23 protein-coding genes and 1 riboswitch are annotated in these 23,596 nt (G+C 44.3%); of the genes, 7 read left to right on the forward strand and 16 right to left on the reverse strand.

The genetic code is table 11. The annotated features are described in order from the left end of the window. Positions 1 to 119: 119 nt before the first annotated feature. Both ACF8CV_RS15085 and ACF8CV_RS15090 read left to right on the forward strand, forming a co-directional pair. Complete coding sequence (locus tag ACF8CV_RS15085) at positions 120 to 1,073, forward strand: sigma-54-dependent Fis family transcriptional regulator (protein ID WP_171055879.1); 954 nt, start codon at positions 120 to 122, stop codon at positions 1,071 to 1,073. 176 nt (positions 1,074 to 1,249) lie between these two features. Next, positions 1,250 to 3,622, forward strand: coding sequence for a hypothetical protein (locus ACF8CV_RS15090; protein WP_138937423.1), 2,373 nt, complete (start codon positions 1,250 to 1,252; stop codon positions 3,620 to 3,622). A 105-nt stretch (positions 3,623 to 3,727) separates the two neighbouring features. Here the strand turns inward: ACF8CV_RS15090 and tet(35) are convergent, their stop codons facing one another. Beyond that, entirely contained in the window at positions 3,728 to 5,329 is a 1,602-nt protein-coding gene (tet(35), locus tag ACF8CV_RS15095; protein ID WP_005495724.1) for a tetracycline efflux Na+/H+ antiporter family transporter Tet(35), read from the reverse strand. Between the two features lie 113 nt (positions 5,330 to 5,442). Continuing rightward, positions 5,443 to 5,623: riboswitch (Lysine riboswitch) on the reverse strand. A gap of 597 nt (positions 5,624 to 6,220) precedes the next feature. On the opposite strand from tet(35), the gene ACF8CV_RS15100 reads away from it, so the two are divergent. Further along, on the forward strand, positions 6,221 to 6,628 hold the full coding sequence (locus tag ACF8CV_RS15100; protein WP_005460020.1) for a DNA-binding protein H-NS: 408 nt from the start codon (positions 6,221 to 6,223) through the stop codon (positions 6,626 to 6,628). A 126-nt stretch (positions 6,629 to 6,754) separates the two neighbouring features. Here the strand turns inward: ACF8CV_RS15100 and ACF8CV_RS15105 are convergent, their stop codons facing one another. Both ACF8CV_RS15105 and ACF8CV_RS15110 read right to left on the reverse strand, forming a co-directional pair. Further along, positions 6,755 to 8,059, reverse strand: coding sequence for an inosine/guanosine kinase (locus ACF8CV_RS15105; RefSeq protein ID WP_138937422.1), 1,305 nt, complete (start codon positions 8,057 to 8,059; stop codon positions 6,755 to 6,757). A 117-nt stretch (positions 8,060 to 8,176) separates the two neighbouring features. After that, complete coding sequence (locus ACF8CV_RS15110; protein WP_005459999.1) at positions 8,177 to 8,446, reverse strand: hypothetical protein; 270 nt, start codon at positions 8,444 to 8,446, stop codon at positions 8,177 to 8,179. A gap of 189 nt (positions 8,447 to 8,635) precedes the next feature. Between ACF8CV_RS15110 and mnmA the strand changes: the two genes are divergently transcribed. From mnmA to purB, 3 genes are all read left to right on the forward strand, one after another. Continuing rightward, a complete protein-coding gene (gene mnmA / locus ACF8CV_RS15115) occupies positions 8,636 to 9,760 on the forward strand; it encodes a tRNA 2-thiouridine(34) synthase MnmA (protein WP_005459992.1) in 1,125 nt (374 codons plus the stop codon). A gap of 10 nt (positions 9,761 to 9,770) precedes the next feature. Beyond that, positions 9,771 to 10,388, forward strand: coding sequence for a high frequency lysogenization protein HflD (gene hflD, locus ACF8CV_RS15120; protein ID WP_005459996.1), 618 nt, complete (start codon positions 9,771 to 9,773; stop codon positions 10,386 to 10,388). Positions 10,389 to 10,529: 141 nt separating this feature from the next. Beyond that, on the forward strand, positions 10,530 to 11,900 hold the full coding sequence (gene purB / locus ACF8CV_RS15125) for an adenylosuccinate lyase (RefSeq protein ID WP_005460028.1): 1,371 nt from the start codon (positions 10,530 to 10,532) through the stop codon (positions 11,898 to 11,900). Positions 11,901 to 12,026: 126 nt separating this feature from the next. Here the strand turns inward: purB and ACF8CV_RS15130 are convergent, their stop codons facing one another. From ACF8CV_RS15130 to htpX, 9 genes are all read right to left on the reverse strand, one after another. Then, on the reverse strand, positions 12,027 to 12,566 hold the full coding sequence (locus ACF8CV_RS15130) for a DUF3833 domain-containing protein (RefSeq protein ID WP_025818147.1): 540 nt from the start codon (positions 12,564 to 12,566) through the stop codon (positions 12,027 to 12,029). After that, positions 12,563 to 13,156, reverse strand: coding sequence for a chalcone isomerase family protein (locus ACF8CV_RS15135; RefSeq protein WP_031832540.1), 594 nt, complete (start codon positions 13,154 to 13,156; stop codon positions 12,563 to 12,565). Before ACF8CV_RS15135 ends, ACF8CV_RS15130 begins: the two co-directional genes overlap by 4 nt. Then, the gene (locus tag ACF8CV_RS15140; RefSeq protein WP_025546128.1) at positions 13,116 to 13,628 is read right to left on the reverse strand and encodes a DUF2878 domain-containing protein; all 513 of its coding nucleotides are present in this window, start codon (positions 13,626 to 13,628) and stop codon (positions 13,116 to 13,118) included. Before ACF8CV_RS15140 ends, ACF8CV_RS15135 begins: the two co-directional genes overlap by 41 nt. Before the next feature lie 5 nt (positions 13,629 to 13,633). Next, complete coding sequence (locus tag ACF8CV_RS15145; RefSeq protein WP_138937421.1) at positions 13,634 to 14,890, reverse strand: cyclopropane-fatty-acyl-phospholipid synthase family protein; 1,257 nt, start codon at positions 14,888 to 14,890, stop codon at positions 13,634 to 13,636. Beyond that, positions 14,884 to 15,702, reverse strand: coding sequence for a DUF1365 domain-containing protein (locus tag ACF8CV_RS15150; RefSeq protein ID WP_171055871.1), 819 nt, complete (start codon positions 15,700 to 15,702; stop codon positions 14,884 to 14,886). The genes ACF8CV_RS15145 and ACF8CV_RS15150 overlap by 7 nt, the downstream gene beginning before the upstream one ends. Position 15,703: 1 nt before the next feature. Beyond that, positions 15,704 to 16,996: an NAD(P)/FAD-dependent oxidoreductase gene (locus ACF8CV_RS15155; protein WP_138937419.1), complete on the reverse strand. Its 1,293-nt coding sequence runs from the start codon at positions 16,994 to 16,996 to the stop codon at positions 15,704 to 15,706. 11 nt (positions 16,997 to 17,007) lie between these two features. Beyond that, positions 17,008 to 17,733 carry an SDR family oxidoreductase gene (locus ACF8CV_RS15160; RefSeq protein WP_025573698.1) on the reverse strand — a complete coding sequence of 242 codons (726 nt, stop codon included), beginning with the start codon at positions 17,731 to 17,733 and terminating at the stop codon, positions 17,008 to 17,010. Then, the gene (locus ACF8CV_RS15165; RefSeq protein WP_023624006.1) at positions 17,730 to 18,149 is read right to left on the reverse strand and encodes a nuclear transport factor 2 family protein; all 420 of its coding nucleotides are present in this window, start codon (positions 18,147 to 18,149) and stop codon (positions 17,730 to 17,732) included. The genes ACF8CV_RS15160 and ACF8CV_RS15165 overlap by 4 nt, the downstream gene beginning before the upstream one ends. 214 nt (positions 18,150 to 18,363) lie before the next feature. After that, positions 18,364 to 19,227, reverse strand: a complete 864-nt coding sequence (htpX, locus tag ACF8CV_RS15170; protein ID WP_005459987.1) for a protease HtpX — start codon at positions 19,225 to 19,227, stop codon at positions 18,364 to 18,366. A 357-nt stretch (positions 19,228 to 19,584) separates the two neighbouring features. Between htpX and ACF8CV_RS15175 the strand changes: the two genes are divergently transcribed. Beyond that, the gene (locus ACF8CV_RS15175) at positions 19,585 to 19,752 is read left to right on the forward strand and encodes a hypothetical protein (protein WP_005459995.1); all 168 of its coding nucleotides are present in this window, start codon (positions 19,585 to 19,587) and stop codon (positions 19,750 to 19,752) included. Between the two features lie 82 nt (positions 19,753 to 19,834). Here ACF8CV_RS15175 and bioD read toward each other — a convergent pair whose 3' ends face one another. From bioD to bioB, 4 genes are read right to left on the reverse strand one after another with little or no spacing between them, the layout of a single operon-like run. Continuing rightward, a complete protein-coding gene (gene bioD, locus ACF8CV_RS15180; protein ID WP_005460040.1) occupies positions 19,835 to 20,521 on the reverse strand; it encodes a dethiobiotin synthase in 687 nt (228 codons plus the stop codon). Further along, on the reverse strand, positions 20,518 to 21,324 hold the full coding sequence (gene bioC / locus ACF8CV_RS15185) for a malonyl-ACP O-methyltransferase BioC (protein ID WP_138937418.1): 807 nt from the start codon (positions 21,322 to 21,324) through the stop codon (positions 20,518 to 20,520). The genes bioD and bioC overlap by 4 nt, the downstream gene beginning before the upstream one ends. Further along, the gene (gene bioF / locus ACF8CV_RS15190; protein WP_025499178.1) at positions 21,324 to 22,475 is read right to left on the reverse strand and encodes an 8-amino-7-oxononanoate synthase; all 1,152 of its coding nucleotides are present in this window, start codon (positions 22,473 to 22,475) and stop codon (positions 21,324 to 21,326) included. The genes bioC and bioF overlap by 1 nt, the downstream gene beginning before the upstream one ends. After that, a complete protein-coding gene (bioB, locus tag ACF8CV_RS15195) occupies positions 22,462 to 23,514 on the reverse strand; it encodes a biotin synthase BioB (RefSeq protein ID WP_020903987.1) in 1,053 nt (350 codons plus the stop codon). The genes bioF and bioB overlap by 14 nt, the downstream gene beginning before the upstream one ends. Positions 23,515 to 23,596 lie beyond the last annotated feature (82 nt).

Consider the following 23,596-nt stretch of genomic DNA (forward strand, 5'->3'; position numbering starts at 1 on the left):
ACATTTAGACTTTACCACCCACAGTAATTAACAAACTTCTCAATAAAGAGACATTCACTCACGATTGAGACGGCTAATTCAAAACTATTATTTCAGTGGGGCAAAAATAGTGATTAATGATGAAACTGCGAAAAGGTAGTACCAAACCAACGGTGCAATTCAGCGAGGCGGAGCTATATCCTCTGATTGGGAGTAGCGCTTGTATCCACGAGCTTCGAAATGCCATTAAAAAGTACGCGCAATGTGACGCGGAAGTACTCATACAAGGTGAAACTGGTGTGGGTAAAGGGTTATGTGCTCGATTGATCCATCAGTTATCTAGTCGGCGCTCATCACCCTTTGTAGAGGTTAACTGCGGTGCGATTCCAAGTGGCTTGATTGCTTCCGAACTTTTTGGCCACGAAAAAGGTGCATTTACAGGTGCCATTTCTGACCGGATTGGTTTTATTCAAAAAGCACACAAAGGCACTTTATTTCTCGATGAGATTGGAGATATGCCTTCGGATCTTCAAATACATCTCCTTCATTTTTTAGAAAGCAAACAAATACACAAAGTAGGTGCGGATAAATTTATCGATGTTGATTGTCGTGTGATTGCCGCCAGCCACGTGGATTTAAAAAGCGAAGTCGTACAAGGAGAATTTAGGGAGGATCTATTTTATCGACTCAATATATTACCGCTAACCATTCCTCCACTTCGAAAAAGAGGCAAAGACATTTTGATGCTGTCTGAGCACTTTTTAACAGATTTATCTCATGGTCAAGTACACAACATGTCCGAAGAAGTGAAAGCAAAACTGCTTAAACATCGTTGGCCTGGAAATGTACGTGAGCTGCGTAATGTGATTCAGCGAGCAATTGTCATGTGTGAAGACAATACCCTACTCGTTGCTGATTTAGGGCTTGAGAACAGTGAAAGGCAATTACTCCCTTCTGTTGATCAAATTGACCTTGACTATTTGTTACAGGCCATCGAAGAAAATAAACACAATATGAGTGCAGCCGCACGCCATCTAGGTATTTCTAGAACAACACTTTATCGGCTGATTAAGAAGTACAATATCAACATCTGACAATGTGTACATGTGTAACGCAACACAGTGTAACAACGAAATCACGGCATATCATTTACTTAGCTTTTTCATATAAAACACGTCATGTAAGGCTCTTTTAAATCAATAAGTTAAAATAGGCATACTCTTTGCCTTTGTATCCTGTGTCGTCACTCATGATGACACAGGAGCAAAAAATGAATATCAACAGGTTTTTATCCAAATTAAGGACAACAACTCTTGCGATATCTTCGTTAGCTATCATGTTTGCTGTACCAGCTTTCGCTAGATTAGACGGCGCAATATTCACGACGACACCTGCTGGTGATATCGTCAATGAAAATGTCCGCTACGAGTCTAAACAAGAAGTATTTTTAGATGGAGGCCCAGGGCCTAACGCCCCAAGAACAGCCGCAGCACTGCCTGCTGGTTTGTATTATTTTCAAGTTACCGATCCATCAGGTAAATGTTTGTTATCAAGCACTTTAGATAGCGCAGACACCAACGGTGGTACCTGCTATCAAGATGTAAAAATCAAAGGCAAGAACGCTAGAAACGCCGAAGAGTTTTACGCAGAACCATTAGCCTGTCGTCTTTTCTATTTCGACGGTGAAGGTGGTGTGACATATATGAATGACGTCGTCACGATCACTCAAGAAGTTAAAGTGCGCGGCAAAATGGTCACCCAATCGATAGACATAGAATGTCGACATCAATTGGGAAGTGAGTATTTAGATGTCGACCCTACTTCTCTGCCTGATGGAGAAACCATACAGCTATTTCCATTTGCCAACACACCTAACTCCGGTGGGGTTTACAAAGCTTGGGTATCCACAGCAGCGAGCGTAGAAGCCGCTTGTGAAGGTACTGACCTGTATGGCGAAGAAACTGGTGAAAACTGTGCAGGGTTCTTTGGGTTTATCCCTCGATTCTCGAAAACAGATAACTTCAAAGCGAAGACTGCGGAGCCAGAACCGCCAAACTTTGATATTGCTTTTCGTGCGTTCCACGACAGAAACCTGAACTGCCAATATGATCCTATCATCGATGAAGTTATTCCTAATTGGGAGTTCGGTATTCGTGACTTAGCGATTGAAATGGGTGGTATGCGTAATACTAAACTTTCCAATGATTCTCCTGACGAGCCAATCACGTTTAGTGTTTTTGGGGTTGAAGACCATCAATGGAGCTTAGACCAATTCATGTGGTGGGCGAAAAAAGTTGGCTTTACCGCAATGAACACCCCATTCACTCACTTCACAACCTTCGCAGATTTAAGAGACTTTGCACCGACGTTCGAAGATGGCGATCTGCATATAGGCTTTGCAAACGCTCTAGCATGTCAAACCAACTTCGACGAAACCATCAAACGTTCTGCTGGTGAGGACACAGATGAAGCCAGCGGTAATGAGGAGAATGACGTTGGTTTCATGCCTAGTGCTTGGGCTCAACCAACCTTTGATGATGATCCCGTGTTAACCATCCGTTTTGGTTCTATCGGTATTGCCAATCTTAAAGTGTGTAAGTCGTTCGATATGAACGGTAACGGTATTCATGATGAAGGCGAAGGCTTGATTCCGAATTGGCCGGTCAACCTTTACATACCCGACAGTGTACCCGTTCCTAAACCATTCAACCCTGAGTATCCAGAAAATGGTGAATTCTTAGTGATAGAACAACTTCTTCTTGATGCCGGCGTTCTTCCAGAAGGCGAGAATTTAGCGGAAGTCGATGCCAATGGTTACGTACAGCGAATGACAGGAGAGGATGGCTGTGCCACATTCTTCGTTCTCGTTCCAAATGTTCGCGGTGAAGATCCCGCGCCTTATGAAGTGAGCGAAAGCCTTTCTGCTGCATGGAACAATACCAGTGATCACACCATTTCGTTCGACGTAAAATCTGTCATGAAAATGGAAAATGGCGTCCCTCTCATTATCGGTGAAGTATACAACCGCAGTGACTCACTTGATGGTAATGAAGTGCACTTCAATAACATTTGTGAAATCACTGCAGACTTTGACACCAAAGGTTACTGGCACAACAAAAATGGCTTAAGTGAACTAACTGAAGCCGACAGAGTATATGTGAATGGATTAACCCCTTACGCCTCTCCAAGTAGCTACTTTGGAGCTGGTGACGAGCCATTTGACGGTAAATTTACTGGTGGAGAGCCAGTTGAAGCAGCATTTAGCGGCGATTCTGCTATTTGGATGGCCGGGACTTGGCAATCCGAAGTGTCACAATTCTTGGTCGATAGCAATGGCAACGCAGACCTTAACGAGCATAAAGAGCAGCTAGCTCAGCAACTACTCGCATTTATCTTTAACACTCGACATCGTCCAACCTCTGAGGGTTTAACCCAAACTACCGTTATTTGGTTTGGCGATCAGTGGATGTCTATTGGAGATATCATTAGTAACGCGGTCAGTGCTTGGGAAGGTTCAGACATCAATCAAATTGATCAGATTAAGACGGTTTTGGATGGTTTGAATAACAACGATGATGTTCCAATTCTGCCATCGTCGTATGAAGACTGTCCAACACCTGACTTCACACAGCCAGAATCTTAAAGGTTATCCCCAAAAACGCGATTGCCCCCCTCACCTAAATCGCGTTAAAAAAAAGCTCCGCTAGTTACTAGCGGAGCTTCCTCTTTTCAACAAATCATATTGCCATTAAGCGCTCTGACATGATGCTATTTTCGATTTCGACAACCATGATAGAACAGCACAGACGATAACAAATGTAATCGACGCTGCAATGAAAGAGAACGCGATTGACGTTGTCATACCAAGTGCAATAAAGCCGACACAAGAAACTAAAGCAACAGACAGCGCATAAGGCAACTGAGTCGATACGTGATCGATGTGATTACAACGCGCACCTGTCGAAGACAAAATAGTCGTGTCCGAAATTGGTGAACAGTGGTCACCGAATACTGCACCGGCCAAAACCGCACTTAGCATAGGAAGCATTAGTGCGATGTCAGTTGCACCCGCCATATCACCAGCGATTGGTAACATGATACCGAATGTACCCCATGAAGTACCGGTTGAGAACGCCATTAGACCCGACAACAAGAACAGGATTACAGGTAACCAATGCGGATTAATGTTACCTTGAGCCATAGTCGATAGGTACGAACCCGTCTTCATGTCACCGATAACAGAGCCGATCGTCCACGCAAACACAAGGATAAGAATCGCACCAAACATCGATTTAGCACCAATCCACAGTGTACGAGTAATCTCAGTCAGTGGTAGTCCTTGTTTTAGAACAGTAAACAGAGCAACGGCCAAACCAAGCAAGCTACCATAAATAAGAGACGTACCCACATCGGTATTCTCGAATGCACCTAACAATGCAAACTCTTTACCGTCAGCAGCCAACGCTTGACCACCGGTGTACATCATCGAAGCAATTGTCGCGATGATAAGCGTAACAATCGGTAGGATTAAGTCAGAGACTTTACCTTTTTCGCTCTCACGAATGTCCAACTCTTCGTTAAGCTCATGCGCTTCTTGAGTGTCGTTCTCTTTGTCTTTGTCAAAACCACGACCTTGAGACGCTGCAATTTCATGCTCGCGCATCTTACCGATATCTAGACCAAACCACGCTACTGCAAACACCATTAACAGCGCAAATACAGCGTAGAAGTTCATTGGTATAAGACGCACATACGCCCCAAGCGCTGAATACTCAGTAATACCATGTGATACTAAAATACCGCCGATGATAGTAATGATGTAAGCACCCCAACTAGAAGCTGGCATGATGACACACATAGGTGCAGCGGTTGAATCTAGGATGTAAGCCAGTTTCGCACGAGATACATAGAAGCGATCCGTTACTGGGCGTGAAATCGCACCTACAGCAAGACTGTTAAAGTAATCGTCGACAAAAATGAATACGCCTAAAAAGGCTGCAAGAAGTTTAGAGCCGCGTTTACTTTTCACACGAGACTGTGCCCATTCAGCGAATGCGCGAGTACCGCCAGAAAGTGTCAATAGAGCCGTTGTCATGCCTAATAGAATTAGGAAACCAACAATGCTCATGTTCCAAGTGTTAATTCCACCATCTTCAATGAAGACAGAAGACACTTGAGTACCTACATAGCTTGCAGTACCACCAATTGACCAGCTGTTAAGTAGAACCGCACCAAGCGCGATACCTACACCAAGAGAAACTAATACACGTCGAGTCAGAATCGCCAATGTCAGAGCAACAATAGGAGGCAATAATGAAACAGGAGAATGAGAAAAATCTATTAAATTCATGATCTTCAAAAACCAAAGTTTGGCTAGAGATCTACTGCAGACAAGTCACGCCTTCTTTATAAGAAACGTGCTCATGTTGAACTTAGCGACAGGGAAGCGAACACTCCACCCAACCCTACAGTAGCGCTCCATAGTTTAATGTAAATATACTATGGCAGTGTTGTTCCTTTCAGATACAACCCCAGCAAGGCGTTTTGATATACGACTTACTTCGGCAATCTTCGCCTTCCACTATTATTCATTGGCATCACCCCAATAATAGCTACTCTTCGAGACTGCGCCTCTACGGCAACAACAAACAATTAACCGTTAATTGTACAAATTAACAACAAATTGTCTGCAATATTGCATCAGGTAGCAGCCATTGTACTTATGATGAGAACCAATGCAACACATCAAACTAAATTAAACTAATAAATAATCGCCAACCCAATTTATAAACGTCGAACAAACAAATTGAGTATTGTGCAACTGAAATCACGTTAATTGGGTTGTTTATGAAACTTTATTACTACCATAAAAATATCATGGATTATCTAATATCGATAATTTAAAGAAATATGAATAACAAATACCGTACACATTACAGCTTTCGTTTTCTGTTGCGCAAATACAAAGCTCGCCTTTTATAAAAAACACCATTCAATAGCTCGCTTGATTAGAATAATCACGTAAAACTTGAATTCACTATCAATTAAGATTTATTTCGAGTTAATTAATATTAGTTTTCAGTCAAAAAATAGCTCAATTTAAACAAAATCATGATTTAGCATTTGCACATAAGGAAAAGATAAAGTTAAATATAAGGACTTATCTTTATTTGTAGATTGGTATTATTTAATCGTAACGATTAAAAATGCCAAACACGTTAACCTATTAATAGGAATCGTTATGTCAGAGCTGACTAAAACACTTCTAAATATCCGTAGCCTTCGTGCATTTTCTCGTGAGCTGACTCTAGAACAATTGGAAGAAGCTCTAGATAAACTAACTACTGTTGTTGAAGAGCGTCGTGAAGCTGAAGAAGCAGAGCGTGAAGCACTAGCACAACAAGAAGCTAAACTAGCAGAGATTGCAGAAAAAATTGCTCAAGACGGTATCGACGTTGAAGCACTAATTAGCGCACTATCTGGCGAAACTAAGACTAAAGCAAAATCTAAGCGCGCTCCTCGCCCAGCTAAGTACAAGTACATCGACACAAATGGCCAAGAAAAAACTTGGACAGGCCAAGGCCGTACACCTTCTGCAATTCAAGAGCAACTTGACGCAGGTAAATCACTAGACGATTTCCTAATCTAATCGTTCTTGTTTAAAAAAGGCTCCCGTTGGGAGCCTTTTTTATTTGTCTTGAGTAAATAAAAAATGGCGTATTTTTTCAAACACGCCATTTTAACATTAGTTATAAAGTGGTTAATTCGATATGAATTAACGTTCCCAGTATGCTTCTTCCAAACTGTCTTCTCGCTCTGGTAAGCCACGAGACAGACGAGGAGAATGTTGCACGAGAACTTCGTAGCTCGCACGGTTCGCATATTTACAAACCTGAGAAAAAGATGAGTAAGTTAAATACTCATTGCTGTGCTTGCTAGAGTTAGGCACATTTTCTTTATGGTATTTATTCGCCGCCATGTCATGAAGAACAGCAGACAACGCAGCATCACCCGCACCGTTTGTGTTCTTAATTTTCTCTGGACCACCCATGTAAGGAGAAATATGCGAATAAACTCGAATTGGATTCTGACAAGCATCTTTTTTAGCCGGACGGCTGAACTCGTAACGATTAAATTCAGCAATCGAGCCAGGAAGTAATGGCAACGTGGTTTCACGCTTCGCAGTGTCTTCAGTGTAACCCGCCATAAACAGACCAACAGGACCTGCGGTACATAACACCATATCAGCCCACTCTAGCGTCTTATCAGAAGCGGCTAGCGGATCAGTTTCGCCTGTTAGAGCTTCTGCTTCGTCTTCGTTCATTGCGACAACAGAAACGTGTTCACGAATAAAGTCTTGCCAGTATTTAGGATCGTCTTGAATAACAAACTTTGTACCTAGCGTTAATACAACAGGAACGTCGTTCTTCTTCGCAAACTCAATGGCTTTCATTGTTGCTTCAGGCATTGGATCGCCTTCTTTACAACGAACTAAGTAAGAAGTCAGTACAAGAGCAGATGCATTTTTGAAAATTTTCTCAGGAATGCTGTCTGGATGAAGCTGGTTCATTTGACCTTCGCTGATCGCAAAAGTACGTTCACCGTCTTCAGTGATCAAAGCAAAACAACGACCGATAGCACCATCAACACCTTGCAGGTAATTCAGGTCCATGCGGCTCGATGTATTACAAAGGTAACGATAGCCGTAGCTGCCGATTTTGATATCCTGGCTCATCACACCAAGCAGCGTAGAACGATCGTCTGCAAGAACCGAGTAGTTATGAAGTGTATTGCCAATCGTACCACCAGCGTATTCGTTAGTGATCAGATTCTCTTCTTTTAATTGCTGGTATAGCTCTTCTGCTTTTACATCATCAATAACCAGCGAGTGACCTTTACTCAAACCGTACTTTTCAATCACATCTGACGTTACTTTTGCCTCGATATCCACCAAAGTTTGGTCAATACCGATGATGTGAGTGCGCGTCATCTTCTTGCTTTCTTGTGCTTGGCTCACCAAAGGATCACGAGCATGAACAGGAAAATAGTGCTTCGATTTGCGTTGTCCAGGAAATTTCATATTGTTAGTCTGAGTAAGGGGATGAAAAGGAGAACGGATTCTATACCGCTAATAATAAAGCGGCAATAAAAGCAATTATAGCAAACGTTTGCTGGATGCTTTTTTCTTCCGGGTTACTTATTCGCCTTCCATGAAGCTCAAATCAGGCAGCTGATTTAGGTGTTCAGTGTAACGCTTTAAATTGAACTCCCCTTCGTTTTTCATTACATCAAAGATTTCAATCGACATAGCACATGCCATCATAGCTACCGCTTCTTCTCTTGGTGTGCCAGTCATCATCAAACGCATCAATGTTTCTTTAACTTTGATAGGGTTCCCATCTTCAAGCTGATTCTCAACAATTTCAATCAACTCGGCTTCTTGCATAAATTGGTTTTCGTCACTCATTTATATTGTCCTCTTGGATTTTTGCCAACTATGCCATATATATCCTTTCTATACTTATGAAATTACTATTTAGTGATGCTGTTGCGGAAAAAGGCAGCAAAAACGAATTGTGATTTCGATCTCGGATCTGTCACCGGTCTGTGGATTCTGTTAGAATCTGCGTCCCGTTTATTTTAGTGGTGTTTAGTAATGTCTGATAACAGCCAAAAGAAAGTCATCGTCGGTATGTCCGGCGGCGTTGATTCATCTGTTTCTGCGTATCTTCTAAAGCAACAAGGCTACCAAGTAGAAGGCCTGTTCATGAAGAACTGGGAAGAAGATGACAACGAAGAATATTGCACAGCAGCAGAAGATTTAGCCGATGCTCAAGCAGTATGTGACAAGCTAGGCATCCACCTTCACACCATCAACTTTGCAGCAGAATACTGGGATAACGTATTCGAATACTTCCTTGCAGAATACAAAGCCGGTCGTACTCCAAACCCAGACATCCTTTGTAACAAAGAAATCAAGTTCAAAGCATTCCTTGAATTCGCTGATGAAGTGCTTGAGGCAGACTACATTGCCATGGGTCATTATGTGCGTCGTTCTTTCCCTGAAAACGGCGAAAAGCCACAAATGCTGCGTGGCCTAGATAGCAACAAAGACCAAAGCTACTTCTTGTACACACTAAGCCACGAACAAGTTGCTCGTAGCCTATTCCCTGTGGGTGATTTGGAAAAACCAGAAGTTCGCCGTATCGCGGAAGAACAAGGTCTAATCACAGCGAAGAAGAAAGATTCAACAGGCATCTGTTTCATCGGTGAACGTAAATTTACTGAGTTCCTAGGCCGTTACCTTCCTGCTCAACCAGGCAACATCGAAACGCCAGAAGGCGAAGTTATCGGTCAGCACCAAGGCTTGATGTACCACACACTAGGCCAACGTAAAGGCCTTCATATCGGTGGTCGTAAAGGCGGCGGCGGTAACGAAGACCCATGGTTCGTAGGTGAGAAAGATCTCGACCGCAACGTGCTTATCGCCGTTCAAGGTAAAGACCACCCGATGCTAAAATCAGAAGGTCTACTTGCATCACAACTTCACTGGGTAGATCGTGAACCAATTCGCGATGTTATGAAGTGCACAGTGAAAACTCGTTACCGTCAGCAAGATATTCCTTGTACAATCATTCCTATCGACGACGAGAACATTAAAGTGATCTTTGATGAGCCACAAATTGCCGTGACTCCAGGTCAATCCGCCGTGTTCTACAAAGATGACGTTTGCTTAGGTGGTGGTATCATCGAGCAACGCATTAAATATTCTCAAGCTTAGGAGTTGTTACGTGGCGAATACACTTTATGACCGTACTATCGCTTTCGCTGGTATTTGCCAAGCTGTTGCTTTGGTTCAACAAGTTGCGAGAAACGGACATTGTGATCAAGATGCTTTTGAAACATCCATGAACGCCATTTTGAACACAAACCCAGCCAATACTATTGGCGTATTCGGTCGCGAAGCCGACCTAAAACTTGGCCTTGAGTGTTTGGTGAAAGGGATTGATAGCACCCCATCTGGCAGTGAAATCACCCGATACATAATTAGCCTAATGGCATTAGAGCGTAAACTAACCGCACGCACTGATGCCATGTCTCAGCTTGGTGATCGCATCCAAATGGCGAAACGCCAAACAGAACACTTTGAATTGCTAGAAGATCAAATGATCAGCAACCTAGCAAGCATTTATCTTGATGTAGTTAGCCCAATCGGCCCTCGTATTCAAGTAACTGGCACCCCATCGGTATTGCAGCAAACAGCCAACCAACACAAAGTTCGCGCTTTGTTGTTATCAGGCATCCGTAGCGCGGTACTTTGGCGTCAAGTGGGTGGCAAACGTCGCCACTTAATCTTCGGACGCAAGAAGATGGTTGAACAGGCTCAAATCCTGTTAGCCAGAATGTAATTCCATAGCTCGCGTTCATCGCGAGCTAATTTTTTTGACTAAAACAAATCTCGCGCAAACGTTTGCGCAATATTCGTGACAATTGCCACAGTTATTGGTATAAAGCTCACGAAATTTAGAAACCCAATTCAGGAGAACATCATGGAACTGTCAGCATTGACTGCTGTTTCACCAGTAGACGGCCGCTACGGAAGCAAGACAATTGCGTTACGCGAAATCTTCAGTGAATACGGTCTTTTAAAATACCGTACTATCGTTGAAATCCGCTGGCTACAAAAGCTTGCTGCTACTGCTGAAATTGCAGAAGTGCCAGCGTTTAGCGCAGAAGCAAACCAATTCCTAGACGACCTTGCTGCAAACTTCTCTGAAGCAGACGCACTACGTATCAAAGAGATCGAGCGCACAACTAACCACGACGTAAAAGCGGTTGAGTACTTCCTAAAAGAGAAAGTCGCAGACGTTCCTGAACTGCACGCAGTAAACGAGTTCTTCCACTTTGCATGTACTTCTGAAGACATCAACAACACATCACACGCTCTAATGCTAAAAGAAGCGCGTGAAACCGTGATTCTTCCAGAAATTCGCAACCTTATTGACGCTATCAAAGCACTTGCTGTTGAGTACCGCGACATCCCTCTTCTATCTCGTACACACGGTCAGCCAGCTTCTCCATCAACAATGGGTAAAGAAATGGCAAACGTGGCGTACCGCATGGAGCGTCAATACAAGCAAATCGAAAACGTTGAAATCCTAGCGAAAATCAACGGCGCGGTAGGTAACTACAACGCGCACCTATCTGCTTACCCGGAACTAGATTGGCACAAGTTCTCTGAAGAGTTCATCACTGAATCTCTAGGCGTAACTTGGAACCCTTACACAACACAAATCGAACCACACGATTACATCGCTGAGCTGTTCGATGCTGTGGCACGTTTCAACACTATTCTGATCGATTTCGACCGTGACGTTTGGGGTTACATTGCACTAGGCCACTTCAAGCAAAAAACCATTGCTGGCGAGATCGGTTCTTCGACAATGCCACACAAAGTTAACCCAATCGACTTTGAAAACTCTGAAGGTAACCTAGGTCTTGCGAACGCCGTGTTCGGTCACCTAGCACAGAAACTGCCTATCTCTCGCTGGCAACGTGACCTAACTGACTCAACGGTTCTACGTAACCTAGGTGTTGGTGTTGGCTACGCAATCATCGCCTACACTTCTACGCTAAAAGGCATCAGCAAACTGGAAGTGAACCGTGACGCGCTTCTTGCTGAACTAGACAAAAACTGGGAAGTTCTAGCAGAGCCAGTACAAACGGTAATGCGTCGCTACGGTATCGAGAAGCCATACGAGAAGTTGAAAGAGCTAACTCGCGGCAAGCGCGTAGACGGTGAAGCAATGCGTAACTTCATTGACGGCCTTGAGCTTCCTGAACACGAAAAAGCACGTCTAAAAGAGATGACGCCAGCGAACTATATCGGTCAAGCAATCGAGCTAACTGACAAGCTATAATCTCTCAATAATGAGCGAAAGACTAAAAAGGTTGACGTGAAAGCGTCAACCTTTTTGTTTGGAAGCTTACCAACCGAGGCATTCCAATAGAGTATTTTCGCCCAATACGTGTTGAGCATCGCGGATTTAGGGTTGTTTTTGAAAGAACAAGGTTATTGTCCCCACCTCCACGCCAAACTTTTTAATTTTGGTCAGGTTGAATACGTGTTTGTCATCTTGTCGGTAAAGCCAATCATCAAAGGCAACAGTCACTGTCGAGTCGTCCATTTTTAACTCAAAGTCATATTGCCATTGCAGAGCGTTACCCTGCTCTTTTCCGTTTGCGAAACCAATAATGTCATCTGCTTTGCCTGTATACCTGCCATCCTCTGCACGAGAAATAGTCCAAACACGCTGGTCGGTTTCACCATCGTCAAAAACAAAGTCCTCAACAAGAACCAATTCATCACCCGTTATCGTACCGACAATATCAACCTCAAAGCGGCGTGTTTGTTTCTCGGAATAATCTTGCACCATTCCCCATGCCTTCACATTGCCATCAAAATATTCAAATAAATTAAATGGCGGCGTAGATGCTTGGTAATTGTCTATATCCACCGAGCAAGCACTCAACGTAACAACAACGCACGCAGCAAAGTATCGCAATAATGTTTTAAAGATGTTCACGGTCTGACTTGTCCTATAAGTTGTTTACGCAGCTTCGGAAATTCCGTTTTTGGTGACAACCAAATGGACAGGAATGCATCATTCATACGTTCGTCCGTTATTTCGCCAACCATTTTTTGCGTTTTAGTTCCTGCTTGGCGATAGATGATCTGTCCCTTATCTCCATCAGTGACGTAGGTCAGTTCATCGCCATTTTTGATACTTGGGAAGATAAAGCTCAATTGGGTAATCCATTGTTGGCGGCTCGACTTAGGGAAGCCCAGTTTTTGCCACTGTTCCTCCGTCACCTCAAGCAACTGCTGCTTGCTTATGTCTCGTTGATAGTTGATCTCTAAAGCAAATGGATGCGGAGAAACATCCGTAGAAACTAGGTATTGCCCATTGGGTGCTTTTAGGCGAGAGCGATAAATATCAAACACAAACCAAGTGAGCTGCGCTTCGCCTACTGTTTCCCATTCCTGCCAGTTTTCTACATTCAGTCTGTCAGTACTTCCTATATCTTGTGCCTGCGACGGTATTGCGCCCACTGCAAAAACAAACAAGATACCGCTACCCATACCCCTTACGAGTTTTCTCTTTAAGTTTGCCATTGTTATACACCTTGAGAATCACCAGCATTAACACCAACCATTCCACAAACAAGGCCAGTAACGTAATACTTGTATCGAATCCAAACTCTACCGCTTGAAGCTTGTAGCCAGCGAAGTAGCTGAGCATTCCTCCAAGCCCACCTAATATTGATACGTAGATTTTGGCGAAGCGGTGCAAAAGCACTTTCAGTTGGTAGGCATACCATGCAAACAATACCCATAGACCAATCAACCACACAGGGAGCCAAGGGGTAGGGAAAACCAAAAGCGAGAAGTGTTGATTTAGCGTATCGAGAACTAGCCCGAAAATGGTGACAAAGGAGATCGCTTTCACCGAGTGAAACGCCGTCAGAATGGAATACACCAAAGTCGCCAACGCCAGTATCATCATCAACCATTGCCACTCAAACGTACCAAGCACAGCAATAAACCAGCACAGTTGAAACCAAGTGGACGCAATCAACACTCTCATAATTGTTATGGGCGCTGGAAAGTCATATGAACGGCGCTGATCGTACGAGCAAGAAAACCGCCTTCACAATAACTAAGGTAATAACGCCACATGCGGACAAACCGGTCATCGTACCCAAACCCTCGCACAGCATCCTCTGCGCGGTTAAAACGGCGATGCCACTCATTCAGTGTTTTTGCGTAGTCTAGGCCGATGTCAAACAAATCACGAACCACCAAATCACTGTGCTTAGTGGTCGCTTGTGTCAAAGACGTCACCGATGGCAAGAAACCACCAGGGAAAATGTATTTCTGAATAAAATCGACATTGTTGCTGTAATAGTCGTAACGCTGATCCGCAATCGTAATCGCTTGGATAGCCATCAGGCCGCGAGGTTTTAATAACGACTCGCATTTTTTGATGTAGGAAGCTAAGAACTGTTTCCCCACGGCTTCAATCATCTCGATAGAAACCAATTTATCGTACGTCCCAGTAAGGTCACGGTAGTCTTCTTTAAGTAAAGTAATTCGATCGGCTAAACCTCGTTGTACGATTTGCTGTCGAGCATACTCATGCTGCTCTTTTGAAATGGTCGTTGTTGTCACGCGGCAACCGTATTGCTCAGCCATGTATATCGCCATCGCACCCCACCCTGTGCCAATCTCAATCACATGGTCGGTAGATTGAAGATCCAACTGCTGGCACAAGCGTTCCATTTTATTGATTTGAGCTTGCTCTAAGGAGTCGGCACTTGTGTGGTAAAGCGCTGATGAGTACAGCATATTGGTATCTAAAAAAGCTTCATACAAATCATTGCCTAAATCGTAATGAGCATGGATGTTCTTCCGAGAGTTTTCTTGCGAGTTTCGATTCGTCCAATGGCTAAACTTGTAAAGTAACTTGGTAAGCCAACTACCCTGCTCCTCAAGCTTATCAAGGGCTCGCATATTGAGCGCCATCAGCTTCATCAACGCAGTTAAATCTGGACTGTCCCACCAGCCATCCATGTACGCCTCACCGGCAGCGATGCTACCGCCTTGTAATATTCTGGAGTAAAAACCTGGGTGCTTAACCTCAATGGTCGCAACGACAGGTTGGCCACTGTATTCTCCGTTTGGCGCAGTAAAACGTTCACTGCGCTCCTTTGTCTCAGTATGAAACGATTCAATAATGGTTAAGCAACCCATTTCCATCTTTTGCAGACATTGAAAAATAACTCCGCGAGCCGCTTTCTGAGTCGTCGTCAGTTTGCGCGGCAATGTTATAGAAGTCGTATTTAACATGCAGAATTCTCCTTGTGCTTATTATTTTTCTTATCTGATTTGTCGCTAGAGGCTCGACGTTCATTGGACGCCAAATATTTAGGGTGGGAATAAAACGGCGCACCTTTAACCCATAACTTCAACGCATGCCAGTAGATTCCAACCATCACTTTTACTGTTTGAATTGGTGTTCCGATCAAGCACTTCAATAAAGAACCACTGGAAAATGGCTGTGCTTTCATGACCATTGTGGCGTCGAAGTGTTTTTCACCTTTATGGCATTCAAGATGGATATTTAACTTGTCTGTAAGCGGTTTTATTTTCCAGCGGTACAATTGGTCTATCGGGTTGAACGGTGACACGTGGAATGCTTTGTCTTGCTCCCAACCAAAATCTTCATCCTTTGGGTCAGCCGCTATCGCGTAATAATGGCGCTCATTCCAAGGTGTATTGCTGACTTCAGCGAGAAGATATTGCCATTCACCTTTTTGGTCATACAGGTAGTAAAAATTCACCGGACTAAAATAAAGCCCGAGATAACGCAAATGACAGACAGCCAGCACTTTGCCGCTGCAACGTACGCCCGTAAGTTCTGCGACTTTATCTTGCACCGCTTTTTTCAAACTCCCTTCACCGAGGTAATCATCACGTTTGAATCGAGCCCAATGCCACCAGCGAGTCCCAAAGCCCCAAACTTTTTTCTCAAGTATGCCAATTTCATCCAAATCAATCGCTGGCATAAACATTGAGTAATTCAGCTCGTGCTTAACGGGCGTAAAACGACGATGCCTTACATTGCCTATAAATAACTGGCTGTGAGAAGGGATACTCATATTACGCAGCACCTTGTTCATAAAGTGTGTCGTTTTTCTCGTTATGTTTAGCGGCAATTCCTTTCACAACATCCAAAGCACTGCGCACGCCATCTTCATGGAATCCGTTGTACCAATAAGCGCCACAAAACCACGTATGTTGAGTTCCTTGTATTTCTTCTTTGCGTTGCTGGGCAGCGATAGACTCCGTCGTAAAGACAGGGTGATGGTAGGTGAACTGACGCAGAATCTTGTTCTCGTCGATATCTTCAGTACGGTTTAAGGTGACGCAGAATGTGTGAGAAGAGTCGATATGCTGCAAAATGTTCATGTTGTACGTCAGGGACGGCAATCGTTGCAGCTCCTCTTCGCCTCCTTCCAGCAAATAGTTCCACGATGCCCATGCAGATTTTCGTTTCGGTAATACACTCGTGTCAGTGTGAAGAACCACATCATTTGCTTGGTAAGCCATATTAGACAAAATGTCGTTTTCACATGACGAGGCATCACTGAGCATCGCTAAAGCCTGGTCGCTATGACAAGCAAAAATGACTTCATCAAACCACTCACACTGTCCATTTGCATAAATCGCTACGCCTTGTTCACTGCGAACAACTTTTTCAACCGGACTATTCAGTCGAATCTTGTCTGCAAACCCTTGCGTTAAAGGTGAAATATAAGCACGTGAACCACCCTTGATAACATACCATTGCGGACGATTCGTCACGTCTAACAAACCGTGATTGAGGAAAAAGCGTAAGAAGAACATCAATGGAAATGCACGCATATCAGCGAGGGAAGATGACCAAATCGCCGCGCCCATTGGCAGAATATAGTTGTCAGAAAAGAAATCACTAAACTGGTGCTCATCCAAAAATGCACCCAGCGATTGAGAACTCGATATTTGCTCAGTAGCAGACGCTTTTGCTAGTTTATTGAAGCGTAAAATCTCAAGAATAAAGCGATAGAATTTTGGATTAAGCCAATTTCGCTTTTGTGCGAACAATGTTGTTAATGTGTGGCCATTATATTCCAAACCGTTGCCATCGTTTCTCACGCTGAAGCTCATTTGCGTCGGAATACCTTCCACGCCAATTTCGTTCATCATTTTGATAAAATTTGGATATGTACGGTCGTTGTATACAATGAACCCTGTATCAATCGCATAATCCTCATTCCCGACACGTACATCAACCGTCGCCGTATGGCCACCAATATAATCGTTGGCTTCGAACAAAGTGATATCGTGTTGTTGGTGCAGATAGTACCCACATGTCAGTCCAGAAATTCCAGTGCCTACAATAGCGATTTTCATGCTTCTTCCTTTTAAGATACGAGTTTAGCCGTCAGCCTTGCTTGCCAACTGTATGGAAGCAACGAGATAAAGCGGAGAATGCCTGTGAATCTCGCCGGAAAATAAATGTGGCTTTTATTCGCCGCTAGCTGCTTTCTCAATAATTGAGACGCTTGCTTAGTTGAAATGATCATAGGCATCTCAAAGGTGTTTTTATCCGTTAGGGGCGTTTCAACAAACCCAGGAAACACAGTAATCACTTTGATGCCTTTCTTCTTAAGATCCACTGCGAGCGTGCGCGCAAAGTAGCTCACTGCCGCTTTTGAGGCGCCGTACGCTTCCGCTCTTGGCAGCGCGACTTCGGAGGCAATGGAGCCAACAATGACAACGCGGTGCCCTCGCTGAAAATACGGTTGGCAAGCTTCTATACAGTTAGCTACACCTACGACATTAACATTCATCACGCGCGCCATAAGTTGCGCATCTACAATGCCATCATCCATGTATTCACAATCACCCGCGTTAAGGATCCATGTATCTGGAATCGTCTTAAGCGAAGACAGCACTCGCTTCGTCTCCTCATAATCGGTTACATCAAACTTCAGCGTTTCAATAGATGAAGATGTTGCCGCTAGCTCAGCAAGTACAGCTTCATTGCGTCCACATGCGATCACACGCCAACCAGACTCAGCAAAATCGACAGCCAGCTGTTTACCTATCCCGGAGGTCGCCCCCGTAATTAAAACGACACTACTCATCGCCCCAACCTTTGCTTAATGGTTTTGATGACAGAGCCAAGCAAAGGCAAATGCTCATAAAGCATTTCACCCAAATCAAAGTAATCTCGGTGATATATGACTTGGCCATCGGAGAACTTCATGTGGGAAACGCCGCTCACAGCGATTGGAGCCCCTTTGTGTAATTTCGGATGTTGAAGATCCATAGTCCAAGTCAGGAAACCCGTGTCCCCAACCTGCTGATGATCATGGATGATGAATTCACAGCGAATCACATTCGCGTACAATGACTGGAAATAATCTGAAAGAGCAGGCAGTCCTTCTAAGCGATGAGCCGAATCTTCAAACACCACATCTTGGTGATAAACGTTTTTCAGAAGATGCAGGTTCGCTTTGTTAAGCTTCTGGTAAATGTCTCCAACCGACTGTATGTCCATTCTTTCGCTCCCAAACGTCACTGATGGTTGTACAAAAATATTATATGTACAAGATAGAACAATTAGAAAAAGTTCTACAAAAAAAAACTTGTATAACTTTGTTTCTGCGCTTTGATTTTTAGAAAGTAGTACGTAATCAAATTGGTGAGCGATCATCAGGCAAAAAAAAGGCTTGGTAAAAACCAAGCCTTTTCAAAAAACTATGTAAGTCGTATTACTGGTTACGTAGCGCCGCAATACGTTTATCTAGTGGTGGGTGGCTCATCAGTAGCTCTGTTAGAGACTGCTTACCGTTGATACCGAACGCCATCATTGTGCCATCGAGTTTCGATTCTTGGCTCATCTTCAAACGCTCAAGAGCAGCAATCATTTTCTCTTTACCTACTAAACGCGCTGCACCTGCATCGGCATGGAATTCACGGTGACGGCTGTACCACATAGTGATGAAGCTTGCTAAGAAACCAAAGACAAGTTCCAACACCATAGACACACCAAAGTACACCATCATGTTCGTGCCTTGTCCTTCTTCATCGTCGTTCGATGCCACGATATTGGCGATAAAACGCGATAGGAAGATAACAAACGTGTTCACAACACCTTGCATTAGCGTCATCGTGACCATGTCACCATTCGCAATGTGGCTCACTTCGTGCGCCAGAACAGCTTCAGCTTCATCACGCGTCATGTTGTGTAGAAGACCAGTCGATACAGCAACCAGTGAATCATCACGCTTAGCCCCTGTCGCGAATGCGTTGATGTCTGCAGAATCATAAATCGCTACTGTTGGCATACCAATGCCCGCTTGTTGCGCTTGACGGCCTACCGTCTCAAGCAACCAATGCTCTGTTTCGTTACGTGGGCTTTCAATCACCATGCCGCCAACTGAGCGTAGTGCCATGCCCTTTGACATCATCAACGAAATCAATGCGCCACCAAAGCCAAATACGGCTGCCATGACAAGTAAACCAGACAGACTGCCTGGTTGCATTCCAGTGGTCGCGTAAACAATATTCAGAACAACACTAAGAACCAGCACAACAGCTAGGTTAGTTGCTAGGAATAACATAATTCGCTTCATTACTTTTCTCCGAGGAAGCTTATCGTTTTTTTAAAACGGATTGTTATATGGAACATCTTTCAAGGGAAATCAAACGCTATAAAAGCCGATTCCACTTAGTTTCGTGCTCCGTTGCGTTATAGATATAGTCTATCCGCGATAAAAACAAGGTTAAGCAATAAATTGCAACATTTGTTTTCGAGACTGAAAAATCATAAACAAGTTACCAACCTAAAAACAGCACCTTAGGCTAAGTATAGACTTTGGTCTTATTGTGATGACAAATGAACATGCTAGATTCAAGCGAGATGAACAAAACAGAGCACGCTCTAAGAGCGTTATTGAAGCTCGAAACTTCCATGTCTTGAGGGAAATATCATGGTAGAAACTAACGACTATCAAATGGCTATCGATTTACTACGTTGTCACCTAGGGATCTCAGAGGATGAGGCCAAACAGCAACTCGGTATTTCAACCGATCATCACTTGTCTAAACGTGTTGCTGAGACACAGCAAGCGCTGATGGGACTTAGCCAAGAAAAGTAGCAGTAATCTTATTAAGCTACACCAATAGAAAGGGCTGCAAATTGCAGCCCTTTGGTTTTGAGTATGTTTACAAGAAATGCTCTTAATCGATGTTCAGTAATGGCTCAACGTTAATGTATTTACCCAACTCTTTGCGCTTCGCACTTGGAATGTAAGGGATCTCGCCTAACTTCGGTGCATCGATGCGCGATTCAAGCATTTCAATAATGTCCGCGTAATGCTCTGTGCCTGGGTTAACTCGGTTCGCAATCCAACCCACTAAGTTTAGACCATCTGCTTTGATGATTTCCGCCGTTAATAAAGCGTGGCTCAAACAACCCAGTTTAATACCCACGACAAGTACCACTGGTAGCTGCTCTTGCTGTACCCAAGTAGACAAGCTGTCTGTGTCTGACACAGGAACACGCCAACCACCAGCACCTTCTACCAATACAACATCGGCTTGCTCTTTATGTTGAGCGAGCTTTTCACTCAGCAAATCGTATTCGATTTCAACCTGCTCGTGCTTGGCTGCGATGTGAGGAGAAGCTGGTAATTCCAAAGCGTATGGGTTCACATCTTCATAAGCCACTTCTAAGGTTGCGGCTTTTTGCAAGTGCAGAGCATCTGAATTGCGCCAACCTTGCTCTGTTTTTTCGCTTCCTGCAGCCACTGGTTTGTAGCCAATGGTATTTAGTCCTTTTGCTGCGAGTGCTTGCAAGACGGCTTTCGACGCCACCGTTTTGCCTACATCAGTATCCGTACCAGCAATAAAAAATGCATCAATCATAAATGTATGACTCCAAAACAAACCTGATAAGTTGCAGGTAGAAGACCTTGATCGTTTTTGAATGCTTGGTACGCGCGCTCGACTTGCAACAAAGTACGACGACTTGTTAGACCATGTGAGCGCCCGCTTACGTGATTTGCACCAATACCTTTGAGATCACGCATAACAGAAAATGCTGAGTCGTACCAAACTGTGATGGTGGTCGAGTCTAGATGATGGTTATGGCATCGAGATTGCGCTAACGCAATTTTTACCTGATTGAGAGTAATAAAGTTATTCACGTGTTGATATGTGTCAATTTTTGCCCACGAATCACGCAGTTCGCGTAGCGAGCCATCAACAAGTGTTGAGAAGCACCCTTTCCCATTAGCAGTTAATATTCGGCGAATTTCTCTCAATGGATAACTTAACTCGACACACCACTGTAGCGCGAGACTTGAAAACACATAGTCAAAACTAGCGTCCTCGAATGGCAAGCTTTCCGCGTCTGCTACCACATAACGAACATTATGCTCACCACAACGCTCGCGCGCTTTGTCCAACATTCCTTGCGAAAGATCGGCACAAACAACGCGTGCGCCTCGCTCTAGCAATAGCTGAGAAAAATATCCGGTTCCACACCCCAAGTCCAAAACGCGCTTGTTGGTAAGATCGCTTGGGAGCTTTTCCAACAAACGATGGCCAACATCTCGTTGAAATGCCGCATGTTTGTCATAGGTGTCAGCCGCTTTGCCAAAAGACGAAGCAATCGCCTCTTTGTCTTGATGTACGTTGTCCAACACCATGTTTTCGGCATTATCCATTACAGCGCTCCTAATGCTTGTTTCAATGCGATTGAAAGCGTTTTAACTTGTTCTGTACTATGGTTCGCAGTGAGCGTGATACGAAGGCGTGAGGTACCTTTCGGAACGGTTGGTGGACGAATCGCGGTGACCCATATGCCATTTTGTCGACAAGCGTTCGCAACCTGCAAAGCAAGTTCTGATTCGCCAATCACAAATGGCTTGATCGGGGTATCTGTTTCAACAAAGCCATCCAGATCGCTTAGATTCGTTTGATAAACCTCATTTAGCTCCACCAGCTTTTCGCGTCGCCAAGACTGCTCTTGAATCATAGAAACCGCATGTGTCAACGCATAGGCCTGCGCAGGTGGCATTGCTGTTGAATACACATGGTGACGAGCAAACTGGGTCAAAAAGTCACCCGTTGCTTGATCACACAAAATCGCCGCGCCGGACATGCCAAACGCTTTACCGAAGGTCACGACCAAAATCTCTGGTTTGACATTAGCAAGTTCACAAGAGCCTCCACCCGCTTCGCCGAGCACGCCAATACCATGAGCGTCATCCACTGCTAACCATGCATTACGTAAGCGAGCTACTTCCGCAATGTCTTTCAACGGCGCGCAATCGCCGTCCATACTGAAGACACCTTCAGTCACGACCAGATGATTGCCTTCGTTAGTAAACAGCGTTTCTAAATGCTTAATGTCATTGTGCTTAAAACGCTTCATTTTCGCCGTTGACAGTGCGCCGGCTTCCATCAAAGATGCGTGGTTTAATCGGTCTTGAATCAATACGTCTGATTTTTCTAGCAGAGTAAAAAGCAACGCTTGATTAGCACTGAAACCAGAGCCAAATAATATCGCCCTCTCGAAGCCCAACCATTCAGTTAACGCCGCTTCTAAGTTGCTGTGCGCAGCACTGAAGCCAGTGACCATGGGTGATGCCCCACTGCCACTGCCATAAACGCTCAGACCTTGCTGCCAAGCACGTACAAGCGCTTGGTCATTGGCTAAGCCCAAATAATCATTGCTTGAGAAGTTGATGTAGCGTCTGCCTTCATGTTCTAAAATCGATTGGTTTCCGGCGAATACCACATTCATTGAACGATTCAACCCTTGCGCTTTACGCTCAGCAAGGGCGGACTCGATACGAGATTTAAACGCTGGCATCGTAGAAAAGGTCGTCTTTTGTCGGACGGGCAGCAACGCGCTCTACGACGCGATCGAGTAACTCGTTTTCTTCGATTTCATCAGGTTTTTGAGACACCTCTTGGCTGTTAATGCCGAGCTTGTTGAACAGCATCATGTCTTTGTCTTCTGAAGGGTTTGGCGTGGTCAGAAGCTTGCAGCCATAGAAGACGGAGTTTGCACCCGCCATAAAACACAGCGCTTGCATTTGTTCGTTCATATTTTCACGGCCAGCAGATAAACGAACGGCTGATTGAGGCATCATGATTCGTGCGATTGCAATCAGGCGGATAAAGTCGAATGGCTCAACATCGTCCACAGTCTCCAGCGGTGTGCCCTTCACTTTTACCAGCATATTGATTGGTACGCTCTCAGGGTGTGTAGGAAGGTTCGCCAATTCAACCAGCAAACCTGCACGATCGTTGGCACTTTCACCCATGCCGATGATACCGCCAGAACAAATCTTCATACCAGCATCACGAACGTGAGACAGCGTATCCAAACGGTCTTGGTAAGTACGAGTGGTAATGATGTTGCCGTAGAACTCAGGCGACGTATCTAGGTTGTGGTTATAGTAATCCAGACCCGCGTTTGCCAGCTGCTTTGCCTGCTCTGGCGTTAACATACCTAACGTCATACACGTTTCCAAACCCATGTCTTTTACGCCTTTGATCATATCGGTCAAATGCGGCATGTCGCGCTCTTTCGGGTTCTTCCACGCTGCGCCCATACAGAATCGCGTCGAACCTGCATTTTTCGCTTTTTGAGCAGCGTCGAGTACACGTTCGACTTCCATCAGACGCTCTTTTTCGATGTCTGTGGTGTAACGAGCGCTCTGAGGACAGTACTTACAATCTTCTGGACAAGCACCCGTCTTAATCGACAGAAGCGTGCTTACTTGAACATGGTTGGTTTGTTGGTATTGACGATGAACAAGCTGCGCTTCAAATAGGAGATCCATGAATGGCTTTTCCATGAGATCGCGCACTTCAGCATGCGTCCAGTTATGACGAACTTCCACGTGTATTCCTTTAATCACTTTTTTGTTGTGTTGACAGTCTACTTAGTCTCGATAAACTGTCAACACAACAGGAAATAACAAA

Origin of the sequence: Vibrio sp. zbq_1, from assembly GCF_043102935.1 — a bacterium.
Lineage (GTDB): Bacteria > Pseudomonadota > Gammaproteobacteria > Enterobacterales > Vibrionaceae > Vibrio > Vibrio parahaemolyticus.